At 69.5% G+C, this 12,889-nt stretch carries 13 protein-coding genes; 9 read left to right on the top strand and 4 right to left on the bottom strand.

Annotation, left to right across the window (positions count from 1 at the left end):
- Position 1: 1 nt before the first annotated feature.
- From ctaD to U5K29_02800, 3 genes are read left to right on the top strand one after another with little or no spacing between them, the layout of a single operon-like run.
- Positions 2-2,068: a cytochrome c oxidase subunit I gene (gene ctaD / locus U5K29_02810; GenBank protein ID MDZ7677466.1), complete on the top strand. Its 2,067-nt coding sequence runs from the start codon at positions 2-4 to the stop codon at positions 2,066-2,068.
- Complete coding sequence (locus U5K29_02805; protein MDZ7677465.1) at positions 2,061-2,699, top strand: heme-copper oxidase subunit III; 639 nt, start codon at positions 2,061-2,063, stop codon at positions 2,697-2,699. The genes ctaD and U5K29_02805 overlap by 8 nt, the downstream gene beginning before the upstream one ends.
- A gap of 8 nt (positions 2,700-2,707) precedes the next feature.
- On the top strand, positions 2,708-3,043 hold the full coding sequence (locus U5K29_02800) for a cytochrome C oxidase subunit IV family protein (GenBank protein MDZ7677464.1): 336 nt from the start codon (positions 2,708-2,710) through the stop codon (positions 3,041-3,043).
- An 18-nt stretch (positions 3,044-3,061) separates the two neighbouring features.
- Here U5K29_02800 and U5K29_02795 read toward each other — a convergent pair whose 3' ends face one another.
- A complete protein-coding gene (locus tag U5K29_02795) occupies positions 3,062-3,790 on the bottom strand; it encodes an ABC transporter permease (protein ID MDZ7677463.1) in 729 nt (242 codons plus the stop codon).
- Positions 3,787-4,722 carry an ABC transporter ATP-binding protein gene (locus tag U5K29_02790; protein MDZ7677462.1) on the bottom strand — a complete coding sequence of 312 codons (936 nt, stop codon included), beginning with the start codon at positions 4,720-4,722 and terminating at the stop codon, positions 3,787-3,789. Before U5K29_02790 ends, U5K29_02795 begins: the two co-directional genes overlap by 4 nt.
- Before the next feature lie 194 nt (positions 4,723-4,916).
- Here U5K29_02790 and serS point away from each other — a divergent pair, with 194 nt between their 5' ends.
- From serS to pdxH, 6 genes are all read left to right on the top strand, one after another.
- Positions 4,917-6,206, top strand: coding sequence for a serine--tRNA ligase (serS, locus tag U5K29_02785; protein MDZ7677461.1), 1,290 nt, complete (start codon positions 4,917-4,919; stop codon positions 6,204-6,206).
- 177 nt (positions 6,207-6,383) lie between these two features.
- Positions 6,384-7,514 carry an ABC transporter ATP-binding protein gene (locus U5K29_02780; GenBank protein MDZ7677460.1) on the top strand — a complete coding sequence of 377 codons (1,131 nt, stop codon included), beginning with the start codon at positions 6,384-6,386 and terminating at the stop codon, positions 7,512-7,514.
- Positions 7,511-8,194 (top strand): ABC transporter permease, encoded by a 684-nt coding sequence (locus U5K29_02775; GenBank protein MDZ7677459.1) that lies wholly within the window; start codon positions 7,511-7,513, stop codon positions 8,192-8,194. Before U5K29_02780 ends, U5K29_02775 begins: the two co-directional genes overlap by 4 nt.
- Entirely contained in the window at positions 8,170-8,958 is a 789-nt protein-coding gene (locus tag U5K29_02770) for an ABC transporter permease (protein MDZ7677458.1), read from the top strand. The genes U5K29_02775 and U5K29_02770 overlap by 25 nt, the downstream gene beginning before the upstream one ends.
- A gap of 50 nt (positions 8,959-9,008) precedes the next feature.
- On the top strand, positions 9,009-9,950 hold the full coding sequence (locus U5K29_02765) for an ABC transporter substrate-binding protein (GenBank protein MDZ7677457.1): 942 nt from the start codon (positions 9,009-9,011) through the stop codon (positions 9,948-9,950).
- A gap of 3 nt (positions 9,951-9,953) precedes the next feature.
- On the top strand, positions 9,954-10,628 hold the full coding sequence (gene pdxH / locus U5K29_02760) for a pyridoxamine 5'-phosphate oxidase (GenBank protein ID MDZ7677456.1): 675 nt from the start codon (positions 9,954-9,956) through the stop codon (positions 10,626-10,628).
- 22 nt (positions 10,629-10,650) lie between these two features.
- Here pdxH and U5K29_02755 read toward each other — a convergent pair whose 3' ends face one another.
- Together U5K29_02755 and U5K29_02750 are read right to left on the bottom strand one after the other, a co-directional pair.
- Positions 10,651-11,589, bottom strand: coding sequence for an LLM class F420-dependent oxidoreductase (locus U5K29_02755; protein ID MDZ7677455.1), 939 nt, complete (start codon positions 11,587-11,589; stop codon positions 10,651-10,653).
- A gap of 22 nt (positions 11,590-11,611) precedes the next feature.
- On the bottom strand, positions 11,612-12,886 hold the full coding sequence (locus tag U5K29_02750) for a LemA family protein (GenBank protein ID MDZ7677454.1): 1,275 nt from the start codon (positions 12,884-12,886) through the stop codon (positions 11,612-11,614).
- Positions 12,887-12,889: the final 3 nt, after the last annotated feature.

The following is a 12,889-nucleotide window of genomic DNA, read 5'->3' as shown; positions in this document are numbered from 1 at the left end:
CATGGCCATCACCGAGGAACGACCCCTGGCGCTGCCTTCCGGTGGTCAGGTCCGGCCCGAGCCGGTCCTCGGCGTGTTCCGCCGTCCCACGACCACCACCGGCTGGCGAAGCTGGCTGACCACGGTCGACCACAAGAAGATCGGCATCATGTACGGCGCGGCAGCGCTGTTCTTCCTGATCGTCGGCGGCATCGAGGCGCTGCTCATCCGGATCCAGCTCGCGGCGCCCAACGGCACGTTCCTGTCGGCTGACGCCTACAACCAGCTGTTCACCATGCACGGCACCACCATGATCTTCCTCACGGTGATGCCCATCGGCGCGGCGTTCGCCAACTACCTCATCCCGTTGCAGATCGGCGCCCGCGACGTCGCGTTCCCCCGCATCAACGCCTTCAGCTTCTGGTCGTTCCTGATGGGCGGCATCTTCTTGAACACCTCGTGGTTCCTCGGGGGGGCTCCCGACGGAGGCTGGTTCAACTACGCCCCCAACTCCGGCGTGATCTTCTCGCCCACCAACGGGATCGACTTCTGGAACCTCGGGCTCATCATCGCCGGCTTCGCGTCGCTGGCCGGTGCGGTCAACCTCATCACCACCGTGATCAACATGCGGGCGCCGGGCATGTCGTTGATGAAGATGCCGATCTTCACGTGGATGGCGCTGGTCACCCAGTTCCTGTTGCTGTTCGCCATCCCGGTGCTCACCGTGGCCCAGGTGCTGTTGGCCATGGATCGGCTCTACGACGCCAACTTCTTCAACGTCGAGGCCGGCGCCGATCCGTTGCTGTGGCAGCACCTGTTCTGGATCTTCGGGCATCCCGAGGTCTACCTGATGATCCTCCCCGCGTTCGGCATCGTGTCCGAGATCCTGCCGGTGTTCTCCCGCAAGCCGATCTTCGGCTATCCGTTCATCGTGTTCTCGGGCATCGCCATCGGGTTCATGGGCTTCGGCGTGTGGGCCCACCACATGTTCTCCGCCGGTATCGGCCCGCTGTCGGTCGCCGCCTTCTCGCTGTCCACCATGTTCATCGCTGTGCCGACGGGCGTGAAGATCCTCAACTGGACCGCCACCATGTGGGGCGGAAAGCTGCGCTTCGACACCCCCATGCTGTTCGCCATCGGCCTGGTCACCATGTTCACCATCGGTGGCCTCTCGGGTGTCACCCACGCGGTCGCCCCCGCCGACACCCAGCAGACCGACACCTACTACATCGTCGCCCACTTCCACTACGTGCTCTTCGGCGGCGCCTTCTTCGGGTTCATGGGCGGCTTCTACTACTGGTGGCCCAAGGTGTTCGGCTACCGGCTCAGCGAGGCGTGGGGCAAGTTCAACTTCTGGACCCTGCTCATCGGCTTCAACGTCACGTTCGGTCCGATGCACATCCTGGGCCTGCAGGGCATGAGCCGCCGGGTGTATACCTACGACAGCGGCTACGGGTTCAGCTTCTGGAACATGGTCGCCACCATCGGTGCGTTCATCATCGCCCTGTCGGTGCTGAGCTTTGTGATCAACGTCTTCTACAGCAAGAAGAAGGCGTCGAGCCTGCCGCCGGTCGGGCCCGATCCGTGGGATTCGCGCACCATCGAGTGGATGGTGCCGTCGCCCACCCCCGAGCACAACTTCGACGAGGTCCCCACCGTGACCCAGCTCGACGAGTTCTGGCACCGCAAGTACGCCGAGGACGACGACGGTCGGGTCCGCCGGGTCGCCACCGGTGAGGAGGTCGCCCAGTCCGGTGACGGCACCGGGGTGCACCTGCCGTCGCCGTCGTACTGGCCGCTGGTCGTCACCGTGTCGTTCCCGATCATCGGCTACGGCCTCCTCTACACGCTGTGGCTCACCCTGGTGGGTGTGATCATCCTCCTGGTCGGTCTCTACGGCTGGGTCATCGAACCGCCCGACGACATCGACCAGCCCCACGGCCCCGACGACGATCACGACGACGACGAGCCCACCGCTGCCGAGGCATCCGACCAGGCCGGCACCGACGGCGCCGAGGACGACACCGAGGAGGCCGACGACGCCACCAGCGACGAGGCCACTGAGTCCGAGGAGGCCCCCGTTGGCTGATACGACCCTCACCGCCCCCGAGGCGGGCTACGACCCCGATCACCACATGGGCGAGCACGCCACCACCACCGGCATCTCCAACAACAAGTTGGCGATGTGGGTGTTCCTCGGCTCCGAGTGCATGCTCTTCGGCGGGCTGATCTCCACCTACCTGCTCTACAAGGATCGGGTCCCCGAGGGCGGCATCACCGGGCGGGGCGAGAACGGCGTGTTCGACATCCCGTTCACCTCGATCAGCTCGTTCGTGCTGTTGATGAGCTCGCTCACCATGGTGCTGGCCCTGTCGGCCATCCAGCGGGCCGACCACCGGGCGTTTCGGACCTGGGTGCTCACCACGGCACTGCTCGGGTCGACCTTCATCGCCGGTCAGGTCTATGAGTTCACCGCCTTCTACCGCGAGGGTCTCGGCTTCACCACCAGCATCTTCAGCTCGGCCTTCTACACCCTCACCGGGTTCCACGGTGTGCACGTCACCGTCGGCATCGTCATGTTGCTGTCGCTGTTCGTGCTCTCCATCCGCGGTCGCCTCGCGTCCTCACGAGCCGAGGCCGTCGAGATCGTCGGCCTGTACTGGCACTTCGTCGACATCGTGTGGATCCTCATCTTCACGATCGTCTACCTCATCCCTTAGGAGCCCCGATGTCTGCCGTCGACGCCCCCGCACCGGACGAGGTCCACGACACCGAGCACGAGGGACACGACCATCCCTCCGACAAGACCTACGTCAAGATCGCCATCATCCTGGCCATCCTGACCGCGGCCGAGATCGCCACCTATCCGGCCGAGGACGCGCTCGGCTCGGCGGTCATCCCGATCCTCCTCGTGCTGATGGTGGTCAAGTTCTGGTACGTGGCCGCGTTCTTCATGCACCTCAAGTTCGACACCCGCATGTTCAGCTGGATGTTCGTGTCCGGGATCGTGTTCGCGGTCGCGGTCTATGTCGTGACCCTGCTCACGTTCCACTTCTTCGTCTGAGGGCCTGAGCCCGACGGCTCACTCCCAGCGGAACCAGCGGGCGGCGGCGGCGGGCGCCACGACGGCCCACACCGCCAGCACCACCCACGCCGAGGCGCTCGCAGCCGTCCCGGTGTCGAACCCTGCCCTCAGCAGTTCGGCCAGGGCGGCGGTGGGCAACAGCGCGGCCGTGGCCGCGAGTGGATCGGGAAGCGACTCGAGCGGGATCACCAGATCGCCGAAGAGCAACAGCACCACGTAGACCCCGTTGGCGGCGGCGAGGGTGACCAGGCCGGGAAGGGTGCCGGCCATCGCCAGACCGAGCCCGGCGAAGGCGATGGTGGCCAGTCCCAGCCCTCCGAGCAGCGCGACGGGGTCGGCGTCGGGTCGCCAACCGAGCGCCACCGCCACACCCACCAGTGCCACGAACTGGATCGCCATCACCGCCAGCACGGCGGTGGTCTTGGCGGCGAGGAGTCGGGGACGTCCCAGCGGGGTGGCGCCGAGGCGCTTGAGCACCCCGTACTGGCGGTCGAACCCGGTGGCGATCGCGAGGCTGGTGAACGCGGTGGACAGCACGGCGAGGGCGAGCACCCCGGGGGCGAGGAAGTCGATCGGCTCGTCGGTGCCCGCGGGGACGGGCAGGACCTCGACCAGCGAGAAGAAGGCGAGGATGAGCACCGGGATGGCGAGGGTGAGCAGGAGCTGTTCGCCGTTGCGCAGGGTGAGGGCCAGCTCGATCCGGGTCTGGGCGGCGAGGGCCTTCACGGCTGATCCCCGGCGCCGGGTGTTGCGGTGTCGTCGGTGAGGCGGACGAACACGTCCTCGAGTCGCTGCCGTCCCGCCCGCAGGTCGGCCAGCGGCAGGTCGCGCTCGGCCAGCCACGCGGTGAGACGGGCGACGGTGGTCGGATCGCCCGGGTGCTCGACCAGGTACTCGCCTGGTGTCGGTTCGTGGACCGCGGCACCGAGGTGGCCGGCCAGGGTCGCGGTGTCGAGGCCGGGTGCGGCACCGAAGCGGAGCTCGGGTGGGCCACCGGCGTCGGTCAGCTCGACGGGGGTGCCGTCGGCGACCACCCGTCCGTGGTCGATGATGACGAGGTGGTCGGCCAGTGCCTCGGCTTCGCCCAGGTCGTGGGTGGTGAGCAGGACCGTGACCCCGCTGCTTCGCAGCTCGCGGACGAGGTCGTGCACCAGGCGACGGCCGGAGACATCGAGTCCGGCGGTGGGTTCGTCGAGGAACACCAGGTCCGGCCGGCCGACGAGGGCGAGGGCCAGTGAGAGGCGTTGCTGCTCGCCTCCCGACAGCGTTCGCCACGGCGCTCGGCGACGGTCGGCCAGACCCACCCGGGCGATCAGATCGTCGGGGTCGAGTGGAGCGTCGTAGTAGGCGGCGAACAGCCGGACCGCCTCGGCCACCCGGATCGCCCGGTAGACGCCGCCGGACTGGAGCATGACCCCGACTCGGGCGACCAGGGCCCGGTGGTCGGCGATCGGGTCGAGCCCCAGCACCCGGGCACGGCCCCCGTCGGGACGCCGGTAGCCCTCGAGCGTCTCGATGGTCGAGGTCTTGCCTGCCCCGTTGGGCCCGAGCACGGCGGTGACCGCACCGGTGGGGGCGTCGAAGGACACGTGGTCGACCGCGACCAGCTCGCCGTAGCGGATCACCAGGTCGTCGACCTCGATCGCAGCACCAGTCACAGGCGCCGAACCTAGTGGGCCACCGCTCCCTCACCCCAGCGCCCGCCTCCGCCCGCTCCCACGCGCCCGAACCTGCTTGCCCCCGCCCGGAACTGTGAAGACTTTCCAACCGCATCGGTGCGAAAGCGTTCACAGTTCGTGTGGGCGGGGTGGGGAGGGCAGAGACGCTGGGGCTCGGACGCTACCGTTGCCGGATGCTCGACATTCGCCAGATCCGCACCGAACCCGAGGCCACCAAGGCCGCGCTGGCTCGCCGGGGCGAGGACACGTCGTCGATCGACGAGCTGCTCGAGGTGGATGCACGGAGGCGGACCATGACCGCCGAGCGCGACGACCTGCGGGCCGAGGTCAACTCGCTGTCCAAGGAGGTCGGCGCGATGTTCCGCGACGGCCGCACCGAGGAGGCGGAGGCGCTCAAGGAGCAGAGCAAGGCCGCGGGCGAGCGCGAGAAGGTGCTCGATGCCGAGGTGAGCGAGCTCGACGCGGTCATCCGCGACCGGCTCCTGCGGATCCCCAACCTGCCGAGTCCCGAGGCGCCCGACGGCGCAAGCGAGGACGACAACGTCATCCTGCGCACCGAGGGCTACGACCCCGACGCCTATGGAGAGCACCAGCGGGTGCCGCACTGGGACATCGGTGAAGAGCTGGGTCTGCTCGACCCCGACCGGGCCACCCGCATCTCCGGGGCGATGTTCTCCATGTACCGCGGCCAAGGGGCGCGCCTGCTCCGTGCGCTGGTGCAGCTGTCGCTCGACCGCAACAGCGACGCGTACGAGGAGATCCGGCCACCGACCCTGGTTCGCACCGACACCATGGTCTCCACCGGTCACCTGCCCAAGTTCGCCGACGACGCCTACCACATCGAACGTGACGACCTGTGGGCCATTCCCACCGCCGAGGTGCCCCTCACCAGTCTCGGTCGCGACGAGATCCTCGACGAGGCCGAGCTTCCGATGCGGTTCATGGCCTACACCTCCTGCTTCCGCCGTGAGGCCGGCTCGGCTGGTCGCGACACGCGGGGCCTGCTGCGCTCGCACGAGTTCGACAAGGTCGAGTTGTTGGCCTACGCCGCGGGCGAGGAGCAGGGCAAGGCCTGCCAGGAGGATGTGCTGGCCCGCAGCGAGTCGATCCTGACCGACCTGGGCCTGGCTTACCGGGTCGTCGACCTGTGCGCCGGCGACCTCGGAGGCTCGGCGGCGCGCACCTGGGACCTCGAGGCCTACGCTCCCGGCTGCGACCTGTGGCTCGAGGTGTCGTCGGTGTCGTGGTTCGCCGACTACCAGGCGCGCCGGGCGAACACCCGCTACCGGCCAACCGACGGCGGAGCGCCCTTGGTGGCCCACACGGTCAACGGCTCGGCCATGGGGTGGCCCCGCACCTGGGCCGCGCTGGTCGAGACCCACCGCCGTCCCGACGCCAGCATCGCCGTTCCCGAGGTGCTGCGGCCCTACATGGGGGGCGCCGAGGTCATCGGGGCCCGCTGAGGCCGAAACCGGCCCGCGGTTTGTTATTGCCGCCCCGGTGGCTACCCTCGGGTGTCGTTACCCAGCGCCACGAGGCGCGTCACGCCACCGGGGCCACGTCGAGGACGTGGGGAGGCATCGTGAGCTCACAGGCCAGGCGAGTCGACCGACCGACACGAGCGTCTTCGGGTCGTTGAGGTGACGACCAGACCTGTCGCAGGGAACGACAGGACGTCGGCGATCCGTCTGGTGGGGGTCGAGAAGCGGTTCCCCAACGCGGCCGCGCCCGCGGTCACCGACCTCGACCTCGACATCGCCGAGGGCCAGCTCTGTGTGTTCGTCGGCCCGTCGGGGTGCGGCAAGACCACGACGTTGAAGATGATCAACCGGCTGATCGAGCCCAGCGCCGGTGAGATCCACGTGCTCGGCACCGAGATCGGTTCGATGAAGCGGCCACAGTTGCGGCGCCAGATCGGCTACGTCATTCAACAGATCGGCCTGTTCCCCCACAAGACCGTCGCCGACAACATCGCCACCGTTCCCCGCCTGCTGAGATGGGACCGCCAGCGGGTCAGCGACCGGGTCGACGAGCTGGTCGATCTGGTGGGCCTCGACCCGGAGATGCTGCGCCGGTACCCGGCCGAGCTGTCGGGCGGCCAGCAGCAGCGGGTCGGGGTGGCCAGGGCCCTGGCGGCCGACCCACCGATCCTGTTGATGGACGAGCCCTACAGCGCGGTCGATCCCATCGTGCGGGCCCGGTTGCAGGACGAGCTGCTGTTGCTGCAACAGCGGGTGCACAAGACGATCGTGTTGGTCACCCACGACATCGACGAGGCCATCAAGCTGGGCGACGAGGTCGTCATCTTCGAAACTGGCGGGGTCGTGGCCCAGGCCGGTGCTCCCGACGAGCTGCTGGCCAAGCCGGCGTCGGCGTTCGTCGAGTCGTTCCTCGGCAACGAGCGGGGTCTCAAGCGCCTGGCGCTGATGACGGTGGCCGACATCGACGTCGCTCCTGGTCTGATGGTCGATGCCGCTGCCCCGCCGTCGCAGGCGCTGGCGGTCATGTCCGCCGGCGCGGTCGATTGGGTGGGGGTGACCAGCGGCGACCACCTGCTCGGGTGGGTGTGGAGCCACGATCTCGATCACGTGGGCACCGTCGGCGATGCCCCGTTGCAGAGCTTCAACGCCCAGGTGGGGCCGTCGACGCCGTTGCGCCAGGTGCTGGAGGGGATCGTGACCTCCCGGACGCGGGTGGCGGTGGTGGTCGACGACACCGATCGCTATCTGGGCATGATCACCATCGACCAGCTCAGCGAGGGAGTCCGGTGACCGCCGCGGTGGTGGCCCAGGCCGAGCTCCGCGACCAGCTCGTGTCGTGGGACTGGATCAGCCGGCGCTACGACGAGATCTGGGATGCCACGGTGTCGCACCTGTGGTTGACGGTGTTCGCGGTGGGGGTCGGGTTCCTGATCTCGGTGGTGCTGTCGGCGGTGGCGTTGCGCTGGCGTCGCACCTACGCGCCGATCGCGTGGGTCACCGGGTTCCTCTACACGATCCCCAGCCTGGCGCTGTTCGCCTTCCTGGTGCCGCTGTTCGGGCTCGGGTTCGTCCCCGCCCAGGTGGCGCTGGTGAGCTACACGCTGCTCATCCTCATCCGCAACATCGTGGCGGGGGTCGATGGGGTGCCCGCGGCGGTGAAGGAGGCGGCCGACGGCATGGGCTATGGCGCGCTGCGTCGGTTCTTCGCGGTCGACCTGCGGCTGGCCACGCCGACGATCATCGCCGGGGTCCGCATCGCGATGGTCACCGTGGTCGGGCTCGTCACCATCACCGCGCTCATCGGCGAGGGGGGCTACGGCGTGTTCATCCTCGATGGTCTGCGCCGCACGTTCCCCACCCCGGTCATGCTGGGCATCACCCTGTCGGTGGTCCTGGCCGTCAGCATCGACCTGGTGTTGATCCTCGTCGAGCGGATGCTGACCCCGTGGGCGCGGCGGGGGGTCCGCTGATGGAGGCCCTCGGCGAGCTGTGGTCGTTCCTCACGACCGACGACAACTGGTGGGGCGAGCACGGCATCGCCAACCGCACCTGGGTGCACGTGAAGATCTCGGCGCTGTCGCTGCTGGTGGCGGCGCTGGTCGCGGGTCCGCCGGCGGTCGCGTTCGGACACCTCCGGCGCGGTGGCAGCGCGGTGGTCGGCATCGTCAACCTCGGCCGGGCGCTTCCCAGCTTCGGGATCCTCGCCCTGGTCCTGCCGCTGTCGATCCAGTTCGGGTTCGGTCTGGGGTTCTGGCCCACCGTGGTACCGCTGGTGCTGCTGGGCATCCCCCCGATCTTCGCCAACACCTTCACCGGCATCCGCTCGGCCGACCCGGGAGTGGTCGAGGCCGCCCGGGGCATGGGGCTGGCCCGTCGCCAGGTCCTCGCCCAGGTCGAGCTGCCCCTGGCGACGCCGCTGATCATCACCGGGCTGCGGGTCTCGGCGGTGCAGATCATCGCCACCGCCACCCTCGGGGCGCTGGTGGGTCTCTCGTCGTTGGGATCGTTCATCACCGAAGGCCTCGCCCGGTTCGACAACGGCCGGATGCTCACCGGTGGGCTCCTGGTGGCCCTGCTGGCCATCACCACCGAGGTGGCCTTCAGCGTCACCGAACGCGTGCTCACCCCCTGGGTGCGGGTGTCGGGTGGCGGCCGATCCCGCCGCCAACGCCTGCGTCGAGGCGATCCCGAACCCATCCCGGTCGACGAGGTGCCCAACTTCGGGCCCCTGTAGATCTCCACATCCACCCACGGCGCCAGAGGTGCCGGAAAGGAAGGCAACACATGCGCACCACCCACAGAACCTGGAGGCTGCTGATCGCGCTCCTCGGGCTGCTCGCCCTGGTGGCGGCGGCCTGCGGCAACGACGACGGCGACGCGGGTCCGGCCGACGACGTCGAGGTACCCGACGGGCCCACGATCGTGCTCGGCGCCCAGGACTTCGCCGAGAGCGAGGTCCTCGCCCAGGTCTACGGCCAGGCCCTGGATGCGGCGGGCTACCCCGTCGACTACCAGGCGTTGGGTGGCTTCCGCGAGATCGTGTTCGCATCGTTCGAGAGCGGTGACATCAACTTCACCGCCGAGTACGCGGCGTCGGCGCTCGAGTTCCTCAACGAGGGGGCGGGCGAGGCGACCAGCGACGTCGAGGAGACCGCAGAGCTGTTGCGCGGCTACCTCGAGGATGAGGGCCTCGTCGCGCTCGAGGCGTCACCGGCGGTCGACTCCAACTCGTTCGTGGTCACCCAGGAGACCGCGGAGGAGCACGATCTGTCGTCGGTCAGCGACCTCACCGAGGATCTGGTCCTCGGCGGTCCCCCGGACTGCCCCGAGAACCCGTTCTGCATCCCCGGTCTGCGCGACGTCTACGGCGTCGACCTCGAGGACGGGTTCGTGTCCCTCGACGGTGGCGGTCCGCTCACCGTGGAGGCACTCGCGGGCGGCGAGATCGACGTGGCCATCCTGTTCTCGACCAACCCCCAGATCGCCGAGGAGGGCTGGGTCGTCCTCGAGGACGACGAGGGTCTGATCAACGCCGACAACATCATCCCGGTGCTGACCGAGGAGCTGGTCGACACCTACGGCGACGACATGGCCACGCTGGTGAACTCGGTGTCGGCCGACCTCGACACCGCGCAGCTCACCGAGCTGAACCGCCAGTTCGAGATCGAGCTGCGCGACGCCGACGAGGTGGCCGCCGAGTGGCTCGAGGAGAACGGCTACCTGTAGGCCATGGATCTGACCACTCAACGCCGCGAGTACGAGACCGAAGGCATCGACGTCGACGACCTCGACCCCGATCCGCTGGTGCAGGTCGACCGCTGGCTCGAGGACGCGTATGCGTCGGGCACCGCCGAACCCACCGCCGCGGTGTTCGCCACCGCCAGCACCCACGGGCAACCGTCGGCGCGGACGGTGCTGTTGAAGGGGCTCACCGGCGGTGGGTTCGTGATCTACACCAACTACGACAGCCGAAAGGGACGGGAGGCGCTGACCAACCCGTGGGCGGCGCTCACCATCACCTGGGTCGAGCTGTCCCGCCAGGTCCGCATCGAGGGACTGGTCGAACAGGTCGACCCGGCCGAGTCCGACGCCTACTTCGCCACCCGTCCCCGCGGCGCCCAGCTGGGGGCGTGGGCATCGGCCCAGAGCCAGCCCATCGCCGACCGGGCCCAGCTCGAGCACCAGCTGGCCGAGGTCCACGAACGGTACGCGGGGCTCGATGTTCCCCGCCCGCCGCAGTGGGGCGGGCTTCGGGTGGTGCCCCACGAGGTCGAGCTGTGGCAGGGCCGCCTCGACCGGCTCCACGATCGGTTGGTCTATGTGCCCGTCGAGGGCGAGCCGCCGCTCGAACCCGGGCTGGCGACCCGGATCGAGCGCTGGGACCTGATCCGCCGCTCGCCCTGAACCGGGGCGGGCGGCGGGCGGGCTACCAGTCGGCGACCTGGGGCAGCACGTCGCGACCGACGAGGGCCAGGTGGTCGAGGTCGTCGAGGTCGAGCACCTGCAGGTAGACCCGTTCGGCACCGGCGTCGGCGTAGACGCGGAGTCGCTCGAGCACCTCGTCGGGGGTGCCGGCGGCGCCGTTCTCGCGCAGCTCGCCGACCTCGCGGCCGATCCGGGCCGCCCTGCGCTCGATCTCGGCCTCGGTCTGGCCGCAGCACAGGACCTGGGCGACCGACCATCTCATGGTGGCGGGGTCGCGGTCGATGGCCTCGCAGGCGGCGGTGACGCGGTCGCGCTGGGCGGCGAAGCGCTCGACGGGTGAGAACGGGAGGTTGAACTCGTCGGCGTAGCGGGCGGCCAGGCGGGGGGTCCTGGTCGGGCCGCCGCCGCCGACGATGACCGGTGGGCGGGGCGACTGCACCGGCTTGGGCAGCGCGGGCGAGTCGGTGAAGGTGTAGTGCCGGCCGTCCATCGTGAAGGTCTCGCCCTCGGGGGTGGCCCACATGCCGGTGATGGCCGCCAGCTGCTCGTCGAGGCGTTCGAAGCGCTCGCCCAACGGTGGGAAGGGGATGCCGTAGGCGGTGTGCTCGGCGTCGTACCAACCGGTGCCCAGACCCAACTCGACCCGGCCACCGCTCATCTGGTCGACCTGGGCGACCGAGATGGCGAGGGGGCCCGGCAGGCGGAACGTCATGGCGCTGACGAGGGTGCCGAGGCGGATGCGGCTGGTCTCGCGGGCGAGGCCGCCGAGGGTCACCCAGGCGTCGGTCGGACCGGGCAGTCCGGACACGTTGCCCATCTTCACGTAGTGGTCGGATCGGAAGAAGGCGTCGAAGCCGTGGTCCTCGGTGGCTTTGGCGACGGCCAGCAGCTGGTCGTAGGTGGCGCCTTGCTGTGGTTCGGTGAAGATGCGCAGGTCCATGGCCGGGAGCGTACCGGCGGGCCTACTGCTCGTCACCGCCGAAGGTGAGGTGGCGGCGGGTGCCGAGGTTCATCCGGTTGGCGACGATCGATGCGGGGAAGGTGCGGGCCCGGTCCGCCAGGGCGGTCACGCTGTCGTTGAAGTACCCCCGAGCGAGGGCGATGCGGTTCTCGCTGTCGACGAGCTGGTCGGACAGCTGGGCGAACAGCTCGTCGGCCTTCAGGTCGGGGTAGGACTCGGCGAGGCCGATCAGTGATCGTGCCGTGTCGGTCTGGCGGGCGGCGGTCTCGGTGGCGTGTTCGATGTCGGCCTCGTCGGGGAGCTCGTGGCCGGTGTCGGTCCAGGTGCCCGAGCGCAGTCCGGCGATTCGCTGCTGGGTGTCGGCTTCGAGCGAGGCGTAGGTGGACACACAGGTGACGAGCTGGGGGATGAGCTCGGCCCGGCGGTTGAGCTGGACCTCGATGAGGCTCCAGGCTCGCGACTCGCGCTCGCGCAGCCGGACGAGACCGTTGTAGACGAGCAGCAGGGTGTTGGCGGTGTTGGCCACCCCCACCAGGGCGACCCCGGCGATGGCGGGAAGGATCGCGTCGGCGACCCGGTCGGGGGTGGCCAGCACGACCGCGCCGGAACCGACGGCGATCGCGGCCAGCACGGCCATGGCGGCGCCGCGCCAGGCGAACCGGCGGGTCAGTGCCGCCTCGCCCATGGTGGTGATGTAGAGCGGGAAGCCCGGCTCGGCACGGATCTCGGCCCGGGTGCCGTCGTCGACCAGGTGGGCGTGGCCGAGCACGTAGACCTCGTCGCCGACGCGGATGGCGTCCTCACGCCGCTTGAACCGGCCGGTGGCGCCCTCGCCCCCGAGGCTGCGTCCGCTGTAGCCGATCATGCGGCGGGTGTCCTCGAAGACGGTGTCGACGATGCGGGTGCCGATGATCTCGGCGCTGCTGGGGTCGACCCCCACCGCTCCGGTGTCGTCGGCGACCTCGAAGAGCACGGCTCGCCGGTCGGAGCCGGCCCGGATCCACGAGCGCCGGCTGCGTTGCGAGTCGTTGCGTCGGCGGCGGATCTCCTGGAGCTCGACGTAGTCGTGGAACACGCACGGCTCCCGGCTGAACCGGGTGAGCAGGGGCCGGTCGGCGGTGGCGGTGCCCACCACCTCGTTGAACCCGATGAACACGCCCCGTGCCTTCGAGGTGGGGGTGTCGGTGATGAGGCGCCGCATCCGCTGGTCGGAGAACGACTGCCAGAGCAGGACCGCGCCCATGGCGGCGATGAGCGCCGCCATCAGCGCCGGCACGGG

Source organism: Acidimicrobiales bacterium, assembly GCA_034521975.1.
Taxonomy (GTDB): domain Bacteria; phylum Actinomycetota; class Acidimicrobiia; order Acidimicrobiales; family SKKL01; genus SKKL01.
This window is presented reverse-complemented; position numbering and strand designations above follow the sequence as displayed.

Coding starts and splice junctions, on each gene's coding strand:
- pdxH (MDZ7677456.1), top strand. CDS start 9,954: ATGGATCTGACCACTCAACGCCGCGAGTACGAGACCGAAGGCATCGAC.
- serS (MDZ7677461.1), top strand. CDS start 4,917: ATGCTCGACATTCGCCAGATCCGCACCGAACCCGAGGCCACCAAGGCC.
- U5K29_02800 (MDZ7677464.1), top strand. CDS start 2,708: ATGTCTGCCGTCGACGCCCCCGCACCGGACGAGGTCCACGACACCGAG.
- ctaD (MDZ7677466.1), top strand. CDS start 2: ATGGCCATCACCGAGGAACGACCCCTGGCGCTGCCTTCCGGTGGTCAG.
- U5K29_02755 (MDZ7677455.1), bottom strand. CDS start 11,589: ATGGACCTGCGCATCTTCACCGAACCACAGCAAGGCGCCACCTACGAC.
- U5K29_02765 (MDZ7677457.1), top strand. CDS start 9,009: ATGCGCACCACCCACAGAACCTGGAGGCTGCTGATCGCGCTCCTCGGG.